We start from the raw sequence: 16,083 nt of genomic DNA, 5'->3' as shown, positions 1-16,083 counted from the left end.
GGATTGCACCACATGACCGCTACCAGCCTTACCGGCCTGTTTTTCTGGGGATTTCTGATCGCCTACGGCGGTCTGATGTACTGGCTCTCGCCGCGCACTGTGACCATTGGCGGCTTCTTCAATGGTGAAGACAGCCAGGGTCGCCAGGCCTCGCCACTGCTGCTGACCACCAGCATCTTTATCAGCTGGATCTTCGCCAAGTCAGTCACCAATGCCGCCAACCTCGGCGCCGAGTTCGGCCTGGTCGGTGGCCTGGCCTACGCCACCTACTGGCTGTCCATCCCGCTCTGCGGGCTGGTGATCTACCGCCTGCGCCGACGTTTTCAGGCAACCAGCCTGGTCAGTTTTCTGACCAGCAACTACGGTCGCGGCGCTGCGCTGGCGTTCTCGGCGGCCATTCTGATTCGCCTGTTCAACGAGGTCTGGAGCAACACCGCCGTGGTCGGCGGCTACTACGGTGACAGCGGCAGCCCGGCGTTTATCGGCGCAGCCCTGCTGTTTACCGCCGTGACACTGGCCTACAGCCTGCGTGGCGGGCTGCGCAGCTCGATCCTGACCGACGCGGCGCAGGCCGCGATCTTCGTCATCGCACTGGTCTGGGTGCTGGGACTGGTATTGCCCAATCACAGCACCGCCGAGCTGACCAGCACCAGCCACTGGGCGCTTAACGCCGGTGTGGATCTGTTTCTGGTCGCCTGCCTGCAGCTGCTGAGCTACCCCTTTCACGACCCGGTACTGACCGACCGAGGCTTTATCAGCGAAGAGAAATCCATGCTGCGCGCCTTCACCCTGGCTGGTGTGCTGGGCTTCGTTGCCATTCTGGCCTTCAGCCTGATCGGCGTGCATGCCACCCTCGGCGGCATCGAGGCCGGCGGCAACATACCAGCGGCGCTGGCGAAAAGTCTTGGTGTTGGCGCGCTGATCGTGATGACGCTGGTAATGATTTCCGCCGCCGGCTCCACCCTTGACTCGACCTTCTCCAGCCTCGCCCGCCTCAGCGGCCGCGAGCTGCCCGCCCTGCTGCAGCGTGATCTGGGCCAGAAAGCCATCGGCGTCGGCATGGCGACCATGCTGGTGTTCGCCCTGCTCGGCAACCTGCCGATGCTGGCCGGCACCGACATTCTCAAGGCCACCACCATCAGCGGCACCATGGTCATCGGGTTGGCCCCGGTATTCCTGTTGCACGGTTTCGTGCGGCCCACCCGGCTCGGTTTTCATCTGAGCTTCTGGACCGGTATCGGGCTGGGCGTTGCCCTCACCCTTGGCTGGATTCCGCAGAGCTGGGCCATTGGTGACGGTCGCTACGCGCTGCTGCTGGGCACCAACCTGTACGGACTGATCCTCTGTACCGCCGGCTACCTGTTGCCCGGCATGATGACCCGGAGAGCCGCATGAGCAAGGGCCGCAGTTGCCCGACAGACTATCGCCTGCCCGCCGAGATCTTCAGCGCCCCCGCAAGCCTTGCGAGCGAGGTGCTGTACGTGATCGGCGGGCTTTATGGCAACCGTCAGGCGCTGGACGCCATCGAGCGGCGCGTCGCTGGCGAACCCGGCGCCACAGCCGTATTCAATGGTGACGCCCACTGGTTCGACCGCGACCCGGCGGTGTTCAGCGACATAGAGCAACGCCTGCAACGCCACTACCCGCTGCGCGGCAATGTAGAAACCGAACTGGCCCGCGCGGGCGACGACTTTGGTTGCGGCTGCGCCTACCCGGAGCAGACCGACGCCGCCACCGTCGAGCGCTCCAACCGCATTCACCAGCAGCTGCAACAGGCCGTCGACGGCCTGCCCGGCATGGCTGAACAGCTCGGCAACCGCCCCACCACCCTGATAGCCAACGTCGCCGGCGAGCGCATCGCCATCACCCACGGCGATGAGCAGTCACTGGCCGGCTGGCAGTGCGATCATGCCCGACTGCAAAGCGCCGAACGCCAGCAGCAACTGGACCACTGGTTCACGGAACGCCGCATCCGTGTGCTGACCTGCAGCCACACCTGCAGCCCGGCCGCCCTGAGCAACGGCGAGTGGGCAGTGATCAACAACGGTGCCGCCGGCATGCCCAACTTCAACAATGGCCGCTATGGCCTGATCACGCGCATCGCGCGCACTGCTTCCGCCGCCGCGCTCTACCGCGCGCAAGTCGGCCCGTTGGTGGTCGAAGCACTGCCCGTCACTTACGATCAGCGCGCCTTTGCCGCTGAGTTCAAACGCCAGTGGCCTGACAACTCATCCGCTGCGCTGTCGTATTGGCAGCGCATCAACCAAGGAACCGACATGACGCCCGAACAGGCCTGCATCAAGGGCTTTACCCTCGCCAACACGCTATGTGCGCTGGAGATGCTGTCATGAACCTGCGTCGTCTATTGCTGCTCGCCGTGGTCGTGGCGCTGGTCGCAGGCTTCTTTGCCTCGGGTCTGCAGCAGCACCTGAGTCTGGACGCGCTGAAAGCCCAGCAGCAGGTCCTTGACCAGCAGGTAACCAGCCAGCCAATACTCGCCAGCGCCCTGTATGTGGGGCTATATGTGCTGGTGACGGCGCTGTCGCTGCCCGGCGCCGCGCTGCTGACCCTGATCGGCGGCGCCCTGTTTGGCCTAGGCTGGGGTCTGCTGCTGGTGTCCTTTGCTTCCACCGCCGGCGCCACACTGGCGATGCTGATCAGCCGCTTTCTGCTGCAGGATTGGGTTCAGCAGCGCTTTGGTCCACGACTGGAGCGCATCAACCAGGGCATCGACCGCGAAGGCGCGTTCTACCTGTTTGCACTGCGGCTGGTGCCGGCGTTTCCGTTCTTTCTGATCAACCTGGCAATGGGCCTCACCCGCCTGCCCGCCCGTACCTTCTGGTGGGTCAGCCAGCTCGGCATGTTGCCCGGCACCCTGGTTTACGTAAACGCCGGCCGCGAACTCGGGCAGCTGGACTCACTGGCCGGCATCCTCTCGCCGGGCCTGCTCGGCGCCTTCGTGCTGCTGGGACTGTTCCCACTGATTGCCCGGCGCCTGCTGGACGTGATCAAGGCCCGTCGCGTCTACAAAGGCTGGCAGAAGCCCAAACAGTTCGACCGCAATCTGGTGGTAATTGGTGCTGGCAGCGGCGGACTGGTCAGCGCGTATATTGCCGCAGCGGTCAAGGCCGACGTCAGCCTGATCGAGAAACACGCCATGGGCGGCGATTGCCTCAACACCGGCTGCGTGCCCTCAAAGGCGTTGATCCGCTCGGCAAAACTGGCCGCCGAGGTCCGCAAGGCGCCCGCGTTGGGCTACAGCCACGCCGAAGCAACCGTCGACTTTGCCGCGGTAATGGAACGCGTCCAGCGGGTAATCAAGCAGATCGAGCCACATGATTCGGTCGAGCGCTACACCGACCTCGGCGTCGACGTGATCACCGGTGAGGCGCGCATCACCTCACCCTGGCACGTCGAGGTAAACGGGCGCAGCATCAGCACGCGCAATATCATCATCGCTGCCGGTGCGAGCCCCCTCGTACCGGACTTGCCGGGGCTCGACAGCGTGCCGATGGTCACCTCGGATACCGTCTGGAACCTGCGCGAGCAACCGCGCCGACTGCTGGTACTCGGCGGCGGCCCGATCGGCTGCGAGCTGGCACTGGCCTTCCAGCAGCTCGGTTCACAAGTCATCCAGATTGAGCGCGGCGCGCGCCTGCTGCCCCGTGAAGACGCCGACGCCAGCGAACTGGTGACGGTCAGTCTGGGCAGCGCAGGGGTCGATCTGCGCCTCAACCACCAGGCCGAGCGCTTTGAACTGCGCAATGGCACACCGACCGTTATTTGCCGCTCGCAGGACAGTGACCAGTCAGTAGAAATCGAGTTTGACTGCGTGCTGGTCGCCCTCGGCCGGGTAGCCAACACCAGCGGCTACGGCATCGAAACGCTGAACCTCGCGGTGCGCGACAACGGCACGCTGGATACCAACGAGTATCTCGCCACCCGCTTCCCCAACGTTTTTGCCGTGGGGGATGTAACCGGCCCGTACCAGTTTACCCACGCAGCATCGCATCAGGCCTGGTATGCGGCCGTCAACGCGCTGTTCGGCAGCTTCCGCCGCTTCAAAGTGGATTACCGGGTGCTCCCGCACTGCACCTTTACCGACCCGGAGGTCGCCCGCGTCGGGCTGTCGGAAACCGAAGCGCAGGAGCAAGGGGTGGAATATGAGGTAACCCGCTACGGTATCGACGACCTGGACCGTGCTATTGCCGACGAGGCCGCAGAAGGCTTCGTCAAAGTGTTGACCGAGCCCGGCCGCGACCGCATTCTCGGCGCCACCATCGTCGGCGCCCACGCCGGTGAGCTGATCGCCGAATACGTGCTGGCGATGAAGCACAACCTCGGCCTGAACAAGATCCTCGGCACCGTGCACAGCTACCCGACCCTGAGCGAAGCCAACAAGTACGCCGCCGGCCAATGGAAACGTGCCCATCAGCCGGAACGCCTGCTGCAATGGGTCGCCCGCTTTCACGCCTGGAGGCGCGGTTGAGGCTGTCCATCATCATGCCGGTGCGCAACGAGGCGGCCGGGATCCTCGCCGCCCTCACGCCATTGCAGCCGCTGCGCAGCGAGCTGGAACTCATTCTGGTCGACGGCGGCAGCAGCGACGATACCGTCAACCTCGCGGCGCCGCTGGTCGATCAACTGATCCAGTCTGCTCCAGGCCGGGCAACCCAGATGAACGCTGGAGCGGCGCCGGCAAAAGGCGATTGGCTGCTGTTTCTGCACGCCGACACCCGCCTGCCCGACGGCTTTATCGATCTGCTGCCAAAACCAGGCAGCCCGCATCGCTGGGGCCGTTTTGACGTCCGGCTCAGCCCCTCCTCGCCCCTGCTGGCGGTGGTCGCGTGGATGATGAACCGGCGCTCGCGGCTGACTGCCGTGTGCACCGGCGACCAGGCCATCTTTGTCGAGCGCGCCCTGTTCGAGCAACTGGGCGGCTACGCGCCCATCGCGCTGATGGAAGACATCGAACTGAGCAAACGGCTGCGCCGCCACGGCAGGCCGCTGTGCCTGTCCGAGCGCCTCACCACCTCGAGCCGACGCTGGCAGCAGAACGGCACCCTGCGCACCATCGCGCTGATGTGGCAGCTGCGGCTGCGTTACTGGCTGGGGGCAGATCCGCGTGATCTGGCCCGGCGCTACAGCGCTCCCCGTCGTCAACTGTGACCAGTTGTCGGCAGGCACCACAGCACCCCGCACAAGAATCTATGCTGAAAAACAGAACGCCGACCTGCATCACAAAAAGGCACCGTTGCCAGATAACAATGACCGTACTGGCGAACATTTTGCAGGAGTCCAGGTCACAGCCACCACGTGTCCTGCAAGCGAGAAACAGCCATGCAATTTGAATCCGCCTTTCTGCCACTGCTGATCTTCGCCAAGGCGCCCGAACCCGGCCAGGTGAAAACCCGACTGATCCCCGCTCTCGGCGCCACCGGCGCCCGTGATCTCTACCTCAGACTCCTGCAACGCACCCTGACCCAGACCTTCGACTGGCCGGGGCCGCGCTTTCTCTACGCCACCAATCCCGAACACCCGGTGCTGCGCGCACTGGCCAGCGAACACGGCCTTAAGCTGCGGCAGCAGTGCGGCGAAGACCTCGGCGAACGCATGGCCAATGCCATTGCCGAGCATCCCGATGGCGCCCTGCTGATTGGCAGCGACTGCCCCGACATGGACAGCACGCACGTGCTTGCCGCCTGCCGTGCACTAAATCGGCACGACACCGCGATTATTCCCAGTGAAGACGGCGGTTATGTGCTGATAGGCCAGCGTGAAGCCAATCCAGCCCCCTTTCAGAACATGCACTGGAGTCACGAGCAGGTACTGAACGATACCCGCAAACGCCTTGAAGCTGCCGGCCTGACGCTGTGGGAAGGCCCGGCACTCTGGGATCTGGACACACCCGAGGACCTTGGCCGCCTGCCCAGCGAACTGCAGGATATAACGCGCCCATGTGCGTGACGATTTTGTCTCGCCCGCACTAATAATGCCCACCCTGAGTTATCAGGGTAAGTTATGCATACCTATTGCCACCGACACTACATCGTTCTCCTTTGGCAGCTGTGACTATATGGTCAGCAGCATCACAGCACATACCCACGAACCACCGCCAAAGGATTCAACATGTTTGACCTCAGCCCCCGCGTACAAGATCTGAAAGCCAAGCTCCAGGGCTTCATGGATGAGCACATTTACCCCAACGAAGCCGTGTTCTACGAGCAGGTAAAACAGAACAAGTGGGGCCACCCGGCGATCCTGGAAGAACTCAAGGAAAAGGCCCGTGCGCAGGGTCTGTGGAACCTGTTCCTGCCCGAATCCGAGCGTGGCGCCGGCCTGACCAACGAAGAGTACGCCCACCTGTGTGAAATCATGGGCCGCGTCTCCTTCGCCGGCGAAGTCTTCAACTGCAACGCGCCGGACACCGGCAACATGGAAACCATCGAACGCTACGGCAACGACGAGCAGAAAGAGCAATGGCTCAAGCCGCTGCTGGCCGGTGAAATCCGCTCCTGCTTCTCCATGACCGAGCCGGATGTCGCCTCCTCCGATGCCACCAACATTCAGTGCGAGATCCGCCGCGAAGGTGACGAGTACGTCATCAACGGCACCAAGTGGTGGTCCTCCGGAGCCATGAACGAACACTGCAAGATCGCCATCGTCATGGGCAAGACCGACGCCAACGCGCCTAAGCACCTGCAACAGAGCATGATTCTGGTACCGCTGAACACCCCCGGCGTGAAGATCGTTCGCGACCTGCATGTGTTCGGTTACGACCACGCCCCGCACGGTCACGCCGAGATCGAATACAACAACGTTCGCGTCCCGGTTTCCAACATCCTGCTGGGTGAAGGCCGTGGCTTCGAGATCGCTCAAGGTCGCCTTGGCCCGGGCCGCATTCACCACTGCATGCGCAGCATCGGTATCGCCGAGCGCGCACTGGAAGCCATGTGCCGCCGCGCTGGCGAGCGCGTTGCCTTCGGCAAGCCGATGTACAAGCTGGGCAGCGTGCCGGAAATGATCGCCTGCTCCCGTTGCGAGATCGACCAGGCGCGCCTGCTGACCCTGCACGCCGCGCGCAGCATGGACAAGTTCGGCAACAAGGTTGCCCGTCAGCAGATCGCCATGATCAAGGCCGTTGCCCCGACCATGGCCTGCAACGTGATCGACCGCGCGATTCAGATCTTCGGCGCCAAGGGCGTGTGCCAGGACACCTTCCTCGCCTCCGCCTACGCCAAAGCCCGCACCCTGCGCCTGGCCGACGGCCCGGACGAGGTGCACCTGAATGCCATCGCCAAGATGGAAATGAGCCAATATCTGTAAGGGCAGCGTCAAGCCGCAAGCTGCAAGCCTCAAGCTGACCGTGCACTGGTTTTATCTTGAGGCTTGAAGCTTGTGGCTCGAGCGAAGCGAGGTTCTATGAGCACATTGTTCGACCTAACCGGCAAGGTCGCCATCATCACCGGTTCGACCAAGGGCATCGGCAAGTCGATTGCCGAGGAATACGCCAAGGCTGGGGCCAAGGTGGTGATTTCCAGCCGCAAGGCTGACGCCTGTCAGCAGGTGGCAGACGAGCTGCGCAGTCAGGGCTTCGACGCTCTGCCGGTTGCCTGTCATGTGGGCGACAAGGCCCAGTTGCAGAATCTGGTTGATCGCACGCTGGAGGCCTTTGGCCGCATCGACGTACTGGTCTGCAACGCCGCGACCAATCCGGTCTACGGCCCGACCCACAAAGTCAGCGACGAGGCCTTCGACAAGATCATGGGCACCAACGTCAAGGGCACCTTCTGGCTGTGCAACATGGTCATCCCGCACATGGTCGAGCAAGGCGGCGGTTCCATCGTCCTGCTGTCGAGCATTGCGGGGCTGCGTGCCAGCGCCAATATCGGCGTCTACGGCATGTCCAAGGCGGCGGAAGCCGGTCTGGCCCGCAACCTGTCGCTGGAGTGGGGCCCGCAGGGTATCCGCGTCAACAGCATCGCCCCCGGCCTGATCCGTACCGATTTTGCCCAGGCCCTGCTGGAAGATCCGGACCGCCTGCGCAAGGTGGAAGAGAAGCTGCCGCTGCGCCGCGTAGGCGAGCCGGTGGATATCGCCGGGGTGGCGCTGTTTCTGGCCTCCAGCGCCTCGGCGTATGTTACCGGGCAGACCATCGTCGCCGATGGCGGCGATACCATTGCCTGATAACGTCTGATTCACCTCGCTGTTCAACGCGCCAGGGCTCGCCTTGGCGTGTTACTTTTGCCGACTTGACCCATCAACAACAGGATCTTCAAAGATGAGCGGAGCGACCCTGATTGACGTATTGCCTGCCCACAAGTTCGACGAGGCAAAACTCGCCAACTACCTGCAGGACTACCTTCCGGGAGCCAACCAGGGCATCAAGGTTCAGCAGTTCCAGGGTGGCCAGTCCAACCCGACATTCCTGCTGGAAATCGCCGGCAAGCGCTACGTACTGCGCAAGAAGCCGCCGGGAAAACTGCTGCCCTCGGCCCACATGGTCGAGCGCGAGTTCCAGGTCATCAACGCCCTGGGCAAGACCGACGTACCGGTACCGACCGCACGCCTGCTGTGTGAAGACCCCGAGATCATCGGCACCGCGTTCTACGTCATGGATTACGTCGAAGGCCGCGTCTACTCCCAGCCGCTGCTGAGCGAGGTTGCGCAGGAAGAGCGCATGCCGATCTACCAGTCGATGATCGAAACCATGGCCAAGATGCACAACGCCGACTGGAAGGCCATCGGTCTGGAAGGCTACGGCAAGCCCGACAACTACATCGCCCGTCAGGTCAAACGCTGGGGTGGCCAGTTCGAAGCCAGCCGCACCCACGACATGCCCGCCATGGACGCCCTGATGAAGTGGCTGCCGGAGAACATCCCGGCCGACGAAAGCACTACCATCGCCCACGGCGACTTCCGCATCGGCAACCTGATGCTGCATCCGACCGAATCCAAGGTCGTGTCGATCCTCGACTGGGAGCTGGCAACCCTCGGCCACCCGCTGTCGGATCTGGCCTACTGCTGTCTGCCGTACCACATGCCGGTCAACGTCGACGGCGCCAAGGGCATGGTCGGCGCCGACCTGAAATCCCTCGGTCTGCCGGAAGAGCAGCAACTGCTGGACTGGTACTGCGAATACACCGGCCGCAGCGGTGTGCCGAACTGGAACTACTACATCGCCTTCTCGCTGTTCCGTCTGGCCGCCATTGTGCAGGGTGTTTACCACCGCGCACTGCAAGGCAACGCCAGCAACGCCGACGCCCTGGAAGTCGGCAAACGCGCCAGCCTGCTGGCTGAGCGTGGCTGGGAAATCGCCCAGAAGTAAGACCAAACGGGGCAGCTCAAGCTGCCCCGTTGCACATTCAAGCCCCACCCGTTTCGAACAATGAGGATTGCCAATGAGCAAACCCGTCAAACGCGTACTGCTGACCAACGACGATGGCTGGCGCGGCCCGGGCCTGCAAGTGCTCGAAGAAATTGCCAACGAGATCGCCGAAGAAGTGTGGATCGTCTCGCCCGATCTGGACCAGAGCGGCGTGTCCATGTCCATCTCCGTCCACCACCCGCTGCGCGTTCACCAGTTTGAAGAACGCCGGTTCAGCGTCAGTGGCACTCCCAGTGACTGCGTCCTGCTCGGCGTGGCCGAACTGCTGCCGGTCAAACCCGATCTGGTGCTGTCCGGCGTCAACAACGGCGCCAACATCAGCGACTCGGTCGCCTACTCCGGTACCATCGGCGGCGCACTGACCGGCACCCTGCTGGGCATCCCGTCCATCGCCCTCAGCCAGGCCTATATCCCCGGCAACGACGTATATTGGGAAACCTCCCGCCAGTACGGGGCCAACCTGGTGCGCCAACTGCTGGACGCCGGCTGGCCGGAAGACTGCGCCATGAACATCAACTTCCCGGCACGTGCACCAGAAGACGTCCGTGGCGTCGCCATCTGCCGCCCGCAACGCGGCAGCATCGGCGGCGTGAACATCGAACGCCGGGAAGACACCCGCGGCGTGCCCTACTACTGGCTCGGTTTCCAGCGCCAGACCGACCGCATCACCGGCCGCCAGACCGACGTCGGCGCCCTGCGCGACGGCCTGATCGCCCTGTCCCCGGTACGCTTTGAACGCGACATCGCCAGCAGCTGGCAAGTCGACACCAGCGACATGGCCGACCAGCTGGGTATCGATCAGAACGGCGCCAACAATACTGCGGCGGATGATCCGAGTATTAGTCATTAACGCAGCTGCAAGCTGCAAGGCGGATGGCCGCCCCCTGCAAGCTGCAACAGGGTGCGCTGTGCGACAGGCCAGTCAATTGTTTTCACCGCCTGTAACGCCCCTGCTGGACTTTGAGACAACCCGCGCAGGTCAACACCGCGCCAGCTTTGCTTGCAGCTTGCCGCTTGTGGCTTGCCGCTTTCGCCCCAAAGGAGTTTGAAATGCAACGCTTCGAGAACAGAATCGCCCTGATCACCGGTGCCGGCAGCGGCATCGGCCGTGCCACCGCCAAACGTCTGGCCAGCGAAGGCGCGCGCCTGATGCTGGTGGACCGCAACGCCGAAGGTCTGGAGCAGACCATCAAGGAACTGCCCGCCGGCACCGAGGTGCTGCAGCGCACACTGGATGTCAGCGACGAAGCCGCCGTTGAGCAGTGCGTCGCCGACACCATCGCCCACTACGGCCGCCTGGACGTGCTGTGCAACAACGCCGGCATCGCCGGTGGTGACTACAGCATCGCCACCGATCAGAGCCTGGAAACCTGGCAGAAGATCATCAACGTCAACCTGTTCGGCGTCATGCTGTTCACCAAGTACGCCTCGCGCCAGATGCGCGAGCAGAACAGCGGCGCCATCGTCAACACTGCCTCCGTGGCAGGCATTCGCTCTGGTGCTGGTGGCAACGCCTACAGCGCGTCCAAGGCTGGCGTGATCAACTTCACCATGACCGCCGCCTGCGACCTTGGCCAGTTCAACATTCGCGTCAACGCCGTGTGCCCCGGCCTGATTGAAACCGGCATGACCGCGCCGGTGTTCAAGTACGCCCGCGAAAACAACAAGGAAGACAAGCTCGGTACCCGCTGCGAGCTGCGCCGCTACGGCCGCCCGGAAGAGATCGCCGGCGCCATCGCCTTCCTCGCCAGCGACGACGCCAGCTTCGTTACCGGCCAGGCACTGGCCGTCGACGGCGGCAACACCGCCTCGCTCAACCTGCCGGGCATGAAGTTCTGATGAGCGCCGGCTGGTCGCGCTGGGTCGTCGGCGACCCAACGCTGGCCGAGCCGCTGCTGGAGGCACTGCGCGCCGAACTGGCGCCTGTGCCTGCCGGCGAAGCGGTAATGCAAAAGCTCGAATCAGGCGACCTGCACTGCCAACTGATTCTGTACTTCTCTCCCGGCCTGCAAACCATTGCACGTCGTCATGGCGCAGCCCCCTGCCCTCCCCCTGACTCGAACGGTCTGAGTCTTCTGCTTGGGGACGGCGCCCTGATTCAGTCACAGGCTTGAGCAAACACCCGTTGCTCCCGCATCATGGCCGGACACCTTAACTACCGGTCTGCCCATGCCGTCTTACCCAGCCCTACCATTCAATCCGGACTGCCACCATGCAAGGCCTGCTTGACCTCACCGCGCCCGAGTCCGAGGCGAGACAGCAGATCGGCCCCGATGCCTGGCTGCTGAAAGGCTTCGCCCTGAATGACGCCGACGCCCTGCTGGCCGCCATTGAACAGATCGCCGCGCAAGCACCCTTCCGCCATCAGGTCACCCCCGGCGGCTACCAGATGTCCGCCGCCATGAGCAGTTGCGGCGCCTATGGTTGGGTCACCGATCGCCACGGCTATCGCTACAGCGCCCTCGATCCGCAAACCAGCCAACCCTGGCCCGCCATGCCCGCATTGTTCGCAGAACTGGCCGAGCGCGCCGCCCAAAACGCCGGCTTCACCCACTTCGCCCCGGAAGCCTGCCTGATCAACCGCTATGAAACCGGTGCCCGCATGGGCCTGCATCAGGACAAGGACGAACAGGACTTCACCGCCCCCATCGTCTCCATCTCCCTCGGCGCCCCCATCACCTTCCTGTTTGGCGGCTCCAACCGCAGCGACCCGACCAGCCGCTGGCTGCTCGAGCACGGTGATGTGGTGGTCTGGGGCGGCGTCAGTCGACTGTACTTCCACGGCGTCGCACCGCTGGCCAAAAAGGCCAGCCACCCCGCCACTGGCGCGGTGCGATATAACCTGACGTTCAGGAAGGTGAGCTGACAGGCGGGCTGGGTGGTTCGTTCGAAGTGGTTTGTGGATTGGAGTTAAGCGGTGGGATAACAGCTAGCCTTGAGCTAACCAGCGAGCCAAAGCGCAGCTTTGGCGAGTCCAGCGACCGAAAGGGGCGAGGTTAAGTGCCATGTTAGAGACTATTATCGACATACGTGTCAGTAGATCTTACAAGCTCTTTGATGAAGCGAATGACTTTTTCCAGCTCATCACGCTTGATTAGGTGCGCTACTGGAGCTCCGTTATTTATAGGCTTTGATCGGTGAACAGCATCTCCGCGCTTACCTATCCAACTATTTAAGGTGCTTCTCGCCTTTGCAGGATCGTAATTTGCCCAAGACCATCCCTCAGTTACATCAAGGCCAAGGTATTCCTGGAAAATACGTTTCGTTTTGTCCGAACTTGGGTTATGGAACTGCTTAAGGTCGGCGTGTAATTTCTTTAAGACAAAATCACCAACGTAGCTTCCGGCGACCACGCCAAGCTTTTTATTCATCTCCTCTAAAAGCCTATCTTCGACATAAGTTTCCCAAGCGGTTAAGGCCATTACCAGACCGGCTCGCTTCAGGACCTCAGCGTTGGACGGCGGAGGATTGACGTTGATTGCATCAAAGTGCGCGAGCAATTCTTCGGCATCTTTAATTCCATATTCAAAACTTTGGTATGCACGGGACATGGAAGATCTCTAACGATTAAGCTAACGAGCCAGATTTAGCCGGTTCTTGTGAACGAGGCGAGCGATCTGAGCGCATTGTTAGACAGCTACCAAAAGCGGTTTTTATCGCGGCGGTAGCACTTGAAAGCCAGCACCCAGAATGAAATTAATGCGAGTAGAGCCACTTTATCGTAGCGCTTAAGGAGTTTGCCTACCACTGCGTCTTCAAGCCCTCGGAGCGAACCGCTGAACTGAAGATTGCTCGCAAGGTAACTACCGACAAGGCTAATGCCGATGAAGAATACGATACCCAGAATAATTGCCCACTGAGTCTTCTTGGACATTGCTATCACGTACAAGATTTCAGCAAAATACTCTTTCAAGCCAACCTCCATGTATCTGCTGCCTTTTTACGCCGCCAGCACGCGCGGCTTTGTAGTGTAGGCGAAGCCGTAACGAAAAAGACGTCGCCTTGACTGGCCTTGTTAGGGGTATTCTTCATCTTTTTTCAATGCCTGCGACACATAATTCAGAAGAGATAGTGCTTTTAAACCATTCACTCTACTTCCATAGTCCAATGATTCGCCATGCAATACCATATGTCTATTGAGATGATTGAAATCTTCTTCACGCTCGTGCTCAGAGAAGCCGATTGGAGTACTGGAAGCTAATGGGCTTAATAATGCCGCCTTGTATGTGTCCGCCGCTATTTGCTCAACATAAATTGCAGTTTTAGGCTTTTTATCTTTTTTCATGAACAGATATTGGCCAACTACTTCCTTACATATCCCGTCTGCTTGAGCAAGAAAAACAGGAATTGACAAATAAAATTCTGCGCTTCTGTGCGCTTTTATTGCAGAGCTAATAATATGTGCTCTGTGAGGGAATTGAGCAGAAATTGCTTTTTCAATTTCATCTAGTTGGCTATCAAAATACTCTACCAGAGCTTCTTCTACCTCATCGATTTCTCCACTAGATATTGCCTTTTCTATTTCCCACAAACTTGGAAGCGGCATATTGAAATCTAAATACCATCCGTGCTGTGCAAGCAGCAACAGAGCTTCTTGAACTCTCGGGGGTAACTCTAAAAAAGAACGTTGTATTTCCTCAAAAGCTGGGTTAATAATGCCGCTGAGAGTTTTTTGGTATTGTTCGATTTGCTTTGCATAAGGACGAAAGTCAGGCAGCTGGCAGCTCGGTAAATTTATACCTTCAAACATTTTCTGCAGTTTTATTTGCTGTTCTAGAAAGGGCTCTAATGAAGATTTAATAGCTTTTTGAAGTTCTAGTGTTGGGCCCAGAGTTTTTTCTATCGCCTTTCGAGCTTCCATAACTGGCCCTAACTGTCCTTGCAGTCGCTCAGATATTTGCTTCCATTGCTTGAGATGCTGTTCTAGGGCATCCATATCTTTTCTATTCATAATCTCGGTCTTTTGCCCCTAACGCCTGTAGCTGCGGCAAATTTGGAGCGCAGCGGAAAATTTGTCCTACAGCCTACACTTGTTAGGCGACCTCATTATTCAGCCCCAGGAGTTCGCGTATTTTCTCATTGGTTATCTTCTGGCGGTGAAGAAGCCATAAAATCGCCGTATGTCCAAAAACTTGTGATATCGCACCTATCGTTTGAAGGTGCACCAGTGTCACCTCGGAACGTTCGGTTGGATTAACGACTGTTTCAGACTTCCCGTGCGTTTCCAATGACATAAACCTGTAGAAAATCTTATACAGATGTAAAATTCCAGACTCACGGGCTTGCTGCTCAACCGAAACCCCTTTTCTCGGTTTGCTTCTAGTTGATAGGAAATCATTGGTGACATCCGTGCCATCTTCTTTTGACTTGACGGAGAGCAATCCGTCTTTCATGGTCATCTGGGCAAGCCTATCGAGTTCATTTGTAGAAAACTCCGCGTACCTTTCCGCCCGTTCTGGATCCGATATCACCCAATGGAGCGAGATAAACAGCTCCAGTAATTGCCGAGATAAGATGGCCAATGCTGTCGGGTTCTCTGTCAAGCCGAGATCGATAGCTCCCCGAATGATTTCTGAACCTCTAAGAAGGATCCTCCGCACCGGTTCATCTACTGGAGACGAACTATCCGACCATTTATCCTCTGAGGATTGCGCGAGCATCTTCGAATGAGTGCTGAGGTTTTCACAGATTTCTTTCAGTCTTGGCACCCAATCCTCCTATGCGCCTAACGCCTCAATAACCGGCGCGCGTTAGCGCGTCCGGCGCCGCAGGCGCGAAGTTAATTGACTTGTTAGGTGTGATGACTATGACCATTTTCCCTCAATGCCTACACCTGCTGTTTCATCGATATAGAATTTCGCTTTATTTTCTCTGCACCATTCTTCGAGTTCTTGCTTCAAATCTGAATACTGATTACGCGCCCAATCAGGAGATTTTGATTTCCAAGCTTCCTCAGTTGGTAAATATGCAGAAAGAATTCCCATTGGAAGCTCAAGGATAAATTGGCCTCCGTCACCTGTTACAACAAGTTCTTCTTTCCATCGTGGCTGAAACTTGAATTTGCTCACTGCGAACACCTAACAGTTGAGTAGACCGACGGCTTCGTCATTGCATATCAATGACTTCTTCATAACAACGCGACGCCCCACTTATCCAAAACAGATTATTCACATTTAAATCAAATACTTATATCCCTTCCACGGCGCACAATCTGTAATATCGTGACTTCTTCATTTTACGCCGCCAATAACACTGTACAAGCATGCAGCATTTATGGGATATGAGTGCCATACAAGCCAAGCCACGCCTGTGGGCACAGTTTCGTAACGTCGCCAGGGTGAGTCACTACAGCATTCGCACCGAGAAGACATGCTGGTAGTGGATACGCTATTTCCTGCGCTACCACCGGAAACGCCACCCTCTGGAGATAGGGCACGCGGAGGTCAGCGAGCTTTCTGGTTGGCTGACGGTCATTCGCCATGTGGTTGCTGTCACGCAGAATCAGCCGTTCAACGCGCTGGTGGGCGATAGCGGTGCCACTCGGGCGAAGCCGCCTGCACGGATACCGACGGGGTTGCCGCTGCTGGGGCATGCTGATGTGCGTACTACGCAGATTTATACCCATGTCCTTGGTAATGCCTTTGCCGGTGTGCAAAGTCCGCTCGGGTAGGCCTTTGGCTTAGCCGGGCAATCCG

At 59.5% G+C, this 16,083-nt stretch carries 18 protein-coding genes; 13 read left to right on the top strand and 5 right to left on the bottom strand.

The window, feature by feature from the left end; all coding sequences use genetic code 11:
* The first annotated feature begins 12 nt into the window (after positions 1-12).
* The 12 genes from B7O88_RS03075 to alkB all read left to right on the top strand — a co-directional run bounded on the left by B7O88_RS03075 (position 13) and on the right by alkB (position 12,254).
* A complete protein-coding gene (locus B7O88_RS03075; protein WP_088273710.1) occupies positions 13-1,395 on the top strand; it encodes an SLC5/6 family protein in 1,383 nt (460 codons plus the stop codon).
* Positions 1,392-2,351: a metallophosphoesterase family protein gene (locus B7O88_RS03070; protein ID WP_088273709.1), complete on the top strand. Its 960-nt coding sequence runs from the start codon at positions 1,392-1,394 to the stop codon at positions 2,349-2,351. The genes B7O88_RS03075 and B7O88_RS03070 overlap by 4 nt, the downstream gene beginning before the upstream one ends.
* A complete protein-coding gene (locus tag B7O88_RS03065; RefSeq protein ID WP_088273708.1) occupies positions 2,348-4,489 on the top strand; it encodes an FAD-dependent oxidoreductase in 2,142 nt (713 codons plus the stop codon). Before B7O88_RS03070 ends, B7O88_RS03065 begins: the two co-directional genes overlap by 4 nt.
* Positions 4,453-5,169 carry a TIGR04283 family arsenosugar biosynthesis glycosyltransferase gene (locus B7O88_RS03060; protein ID WP_088273707.1) on the top strand — a complete coding sequence of 239 codons (717 nt, stop codon included), beginning with the start codon at positions 4,453-4,455 and terminating at the stop codon, positions 5,167-5,169. Before B7O88_RS03065 ends, B7O88_RS03060 begins: the two co-directional genes overlap by 37 nt.
* Before the next feature lie 171 nt (positions 5,170-5,340).
* Complete coding sequence (locus tag B7O88_RS03055) at positions 5,341-5,967, top strand: TIGR04282 family arsenosugar biosynthesis glycosyltransferase (RefSeq protein WP_088273706.1); 627 nt, start codon at positions 5,341-5,343, stop codon at positions 5,965-5,967.
* Between the two features lie 162 nt (positions 5,968-6,129).
* Positions 6,130-7,326 carry an acyl-CoA dehydrogenase family protein gene (locus B7O88_RS03050; RefSeq protein WP_088273705.1) on the top strand — a complete coding sequence of 399 codons (1,197 nt, stop codon included), beginning with the start codon at positions 6,130-6,132 and terminating at the stop codon, positions 7,324-7,326.
* A 96-nt stretch (positions 7,327-7,422) separates the two neighbouring features.
* A complete protein-coding gene (locus B7O88_RS03045) occupies positions 7,423-8,187 on the top strand; it encodes an SDR family NAD(P)-dependent oxidoreductase (RefSeq protein ID WP_088273704.1) in 765 nt (254 codons plus the stop codon).
* 94 nt (positions 8,188-8,281) lie between these two features.
* On the top strand, positions 8,282-9,328 hold the full coding sequence (locus B7O88_RS03040; RefSeq protein WP_088273703.1) for a phosphotransferase: 1,047 nt from the start codon (positions 8,282-8,284) through the stop codon (positions 9,326-9,328).
* Between the two features lie 73 nt (positions 9,329-9,401).
* Positions 9,402-10,238, top strand: coding sequence for a 5'/3'-nucleotidase SurE (gene surE, locus B7O88_RS03035; RefSeq protein ID WP_088273702.1), 837 nt, complete (start codon positions 9,402-9,404; stop codon positions 10,236-10,238).
* Between the two features lie 200 nt (positions 10,239-10,438).
* Complete coding sequence (locus tag B7O88_RS03030) at positions 10,439-11,227, top strand: SDR family NAD(P)-dependent oxidoreductase (protein WP_088273701.1); 789 nt, start codon at positions 10,439-10,441, stop codon at positions 11,225-11,227.
* The gene (locus B7O88_RS03025; protein WP_088273700.1) at positions 11,227-11,502 is read left to right on the top strand and encodes a hypothetical protein; all 276 of its coding nucleotides are present in this window, start codon (positions 11,227-11,229) and stop codon (positions 11,500-11,502) included. The genes B7O88_RS03030 and B7O88_RS03025 overlap by 1 nt, the downstream gene beginning before the upstream one ends.
* A 98-nt stretch (positions 11,503-11,600) precedes the next feature.
* Positions 11,601-12,254, top strand: coding sequence for a DNA oxidative demethylase AlkB (alkB, locus tag B7O88_RS03020; protein WP_088273699.1), 654 nt, complete (start codon positions 11,601-11,603; stop codon positions 12,252-12,254).
* Positions 12,255-12,396: 142 nt separating this feature from the next.
* On the opposite strand, the gene B7O88_RS03015 is transcribed toward alkB, so the two are convergent.
* The 5 genes from B7O88_RS03015 to B7O88_RS02995 form a co-directional block, all read right to left on the bottom strand.
* Complete coding sequence (locus tag B7O88_RS03015) at positions 12,397-12,939, bottom strand: HEPN domain-containing protein (RefSeq protein ID WP_088273698.1); 543 nt, start codon at positions 12,937-12,939, stop codon at positions 12,397-12,399.
* Between the two features lie 86 nt (positions 12,940-13,025).
* Positions 13,026-13,301, bottom strand: a complete 276-nt coding sequence (locus tag B7O88_RS03010; protein WP_200818396.1) for a hypothetical protein — start codon at positions 13,299-13,301, stop codon at positions 13,026-13,028.
* A 102-nt stretch (positions 13,302-13,403) separates the two neighbouring features.
* A complete protein-coding gene (locus B7O88_RS03005) occupies positions 13,404-14,339 on the bottom strand; it encodes a hypothetical protein (RefSeq protein WP_140418554.1) in 936 nt (311 codons plus the stop codon).
* An 82-nt stretch (positions 14,340-14,421) separates the two neighbouring features.
* The gene (locus B7O88_RS03000; protein WP_140418553.1) at positions 14,422-15,096 is read right to left on the bottom strand and encodes a DUF5677 domain-containing protein; all 675 of its coding nucleotides are present in this window, start codon (positions 15,094-15,096) and stop codon (positions 14,422-14,424) included.
* Between the two features lie 96 nt (positions 15,097-15,192).
* Positions 15,193-15,456: a hypothetical protein gene (locus B7O88_RS02995; protein ID WP_088273932.1), complete on the bottom strand. Its 264-nt coding sequence runs from the start codon at positions 15,454-15,456 to the stop codon at positions 15,193-15,195.
* Between the two features lie 314 nt (positions 15,457-15,770).
* Here B7O88_RS02995 and B7O88_RS18305 point away from each other — a divergent pair, with 314 nt between their 5' ends.
* A complete protein-coding gene (locus B7O88_RS18305; RefSeq protein ID WP_412779056.1) occupies positions 15,771-16,058 on the top strand; it encodes a hypothetical protein in 288 nt (95 codons plus the stop codon).
* The last annotated feature ends 25 nt before the right edge of the window (positions 16,059-16,083 follow it).

It is taken from the genome of Halopseudomonas aestusnigri (assembly GCF_002197985.1).
In the GTDB taxonomy this organism is placed as follows: Bacteria; Pseudomonadota; Gammaproteobacteria; order Pseudomonadales; family Pseudomonadaceae; genus Halopseudomonas; species Halopseudomonas aestusnigri.
The sequence above is the reverse complement of the archived record's forward strand: the minus strand, read 5'-3'. Positions and strand labels throughout refer to the sequence as shown.

Bases quoted from the DNA above. Each gene is read 5' to 3' on its own strand.
- B7O88_RS03075 (WP_088273710.1), top strand. From the start codon at position 13: ATGACCGCTACCAGCCTTACCGGCCTGTTTTTCTGGGGATTTCTGATC.
- B7O88_RS03070 (WP_088273709.1), top strand. From the start codon at position 1,392: ATGAGCAAGGGCCGCAGTTGCCCGACAGACTATCGCCTGCCCGCCGAG.
- B7O88_RS03065 (WP_088273708.1), top strand. From the start codon at position 2,348: ATGAACCTGCGTCGTCTATTGCTGCTCGCCGTGGTCGTGGCGCTGGTC.
- B7O88_RS03060 (WP_088273707.1), top strand. From the start codon at position 4,453: ATGGGTCGCCCGCTTTCACGCCTGGAGGCGCGGTTGAGGCTGTCCATC.
- B7O88_RS03055 (WP_088273706.1), top strand. From the start codon at position 5,341: ATGCAATTTGAATCCGCCTTTCTGCCACTGCTGATCTTCGCCAAGGCG.
- B7O88_RS03050 (WP_088273705.1), top strand. From the start codon at position 6,130: ATGTTTGACCTCAGCCCCCGCGTACAAGATCTGAAAGCCAAGCTCCAG.
- B7O88_RS03045 (WP_088273704.1), top strand. From the start codon at position 7,423: ATGAGCACATTGTTCGACCTAACCGGCAAGGTCGCCATCATCACCGGT.
- B7O88_RS03040 (WP_088273703.1), top strand. From the start codon at position 8,282: ATGAGCGGAGCGACCCTGATTGACGTATTGCCTGCCCACAAGTTCGAC.
- surE (WP_088273702.1), top strand. From the start codon at position 9,402: ATGAGCAAACCCGTCAAACGCGTACTGCTGACCAACGACGATGGCTGG.
- B7O88_RS03030 (WP_088273701.1), top strand. From the start codon at position 10,439: ATGCAACGCTTCGAGAACAGAATCGCCCTGATCACCGGTGCCGGCAGC.
- B7O88_RS03025 (WP_088273700.1), top strand. From the start codon at position 11,227: ATGAGCGCCGGCTGGTCGCGCTGGGTCGTCGGCGACCCAACGCTGGCC.
- alkB (WP_088273699.1), top strand. From the start codon at position 11,601: ATGCAAGGCCTGCTTGACCTCACCGCGCCCGAGTCCGAGGCGAGACAG.
- B7O88_RS03015 (WP_088273698.1), bottom strand. From the start codon at position 12,939: ATGTCCCGTGCATACCAAAGTTTTGAATATGGAATTAAAGATGCCGAA.
- B7O88_RS03005 (WP_140418554.1), bottom strand. From the start codon at position 14,339: ATGAATAGAAAAGATATGGATGCCCTAGAACAGCATCTCAAGCAATGG.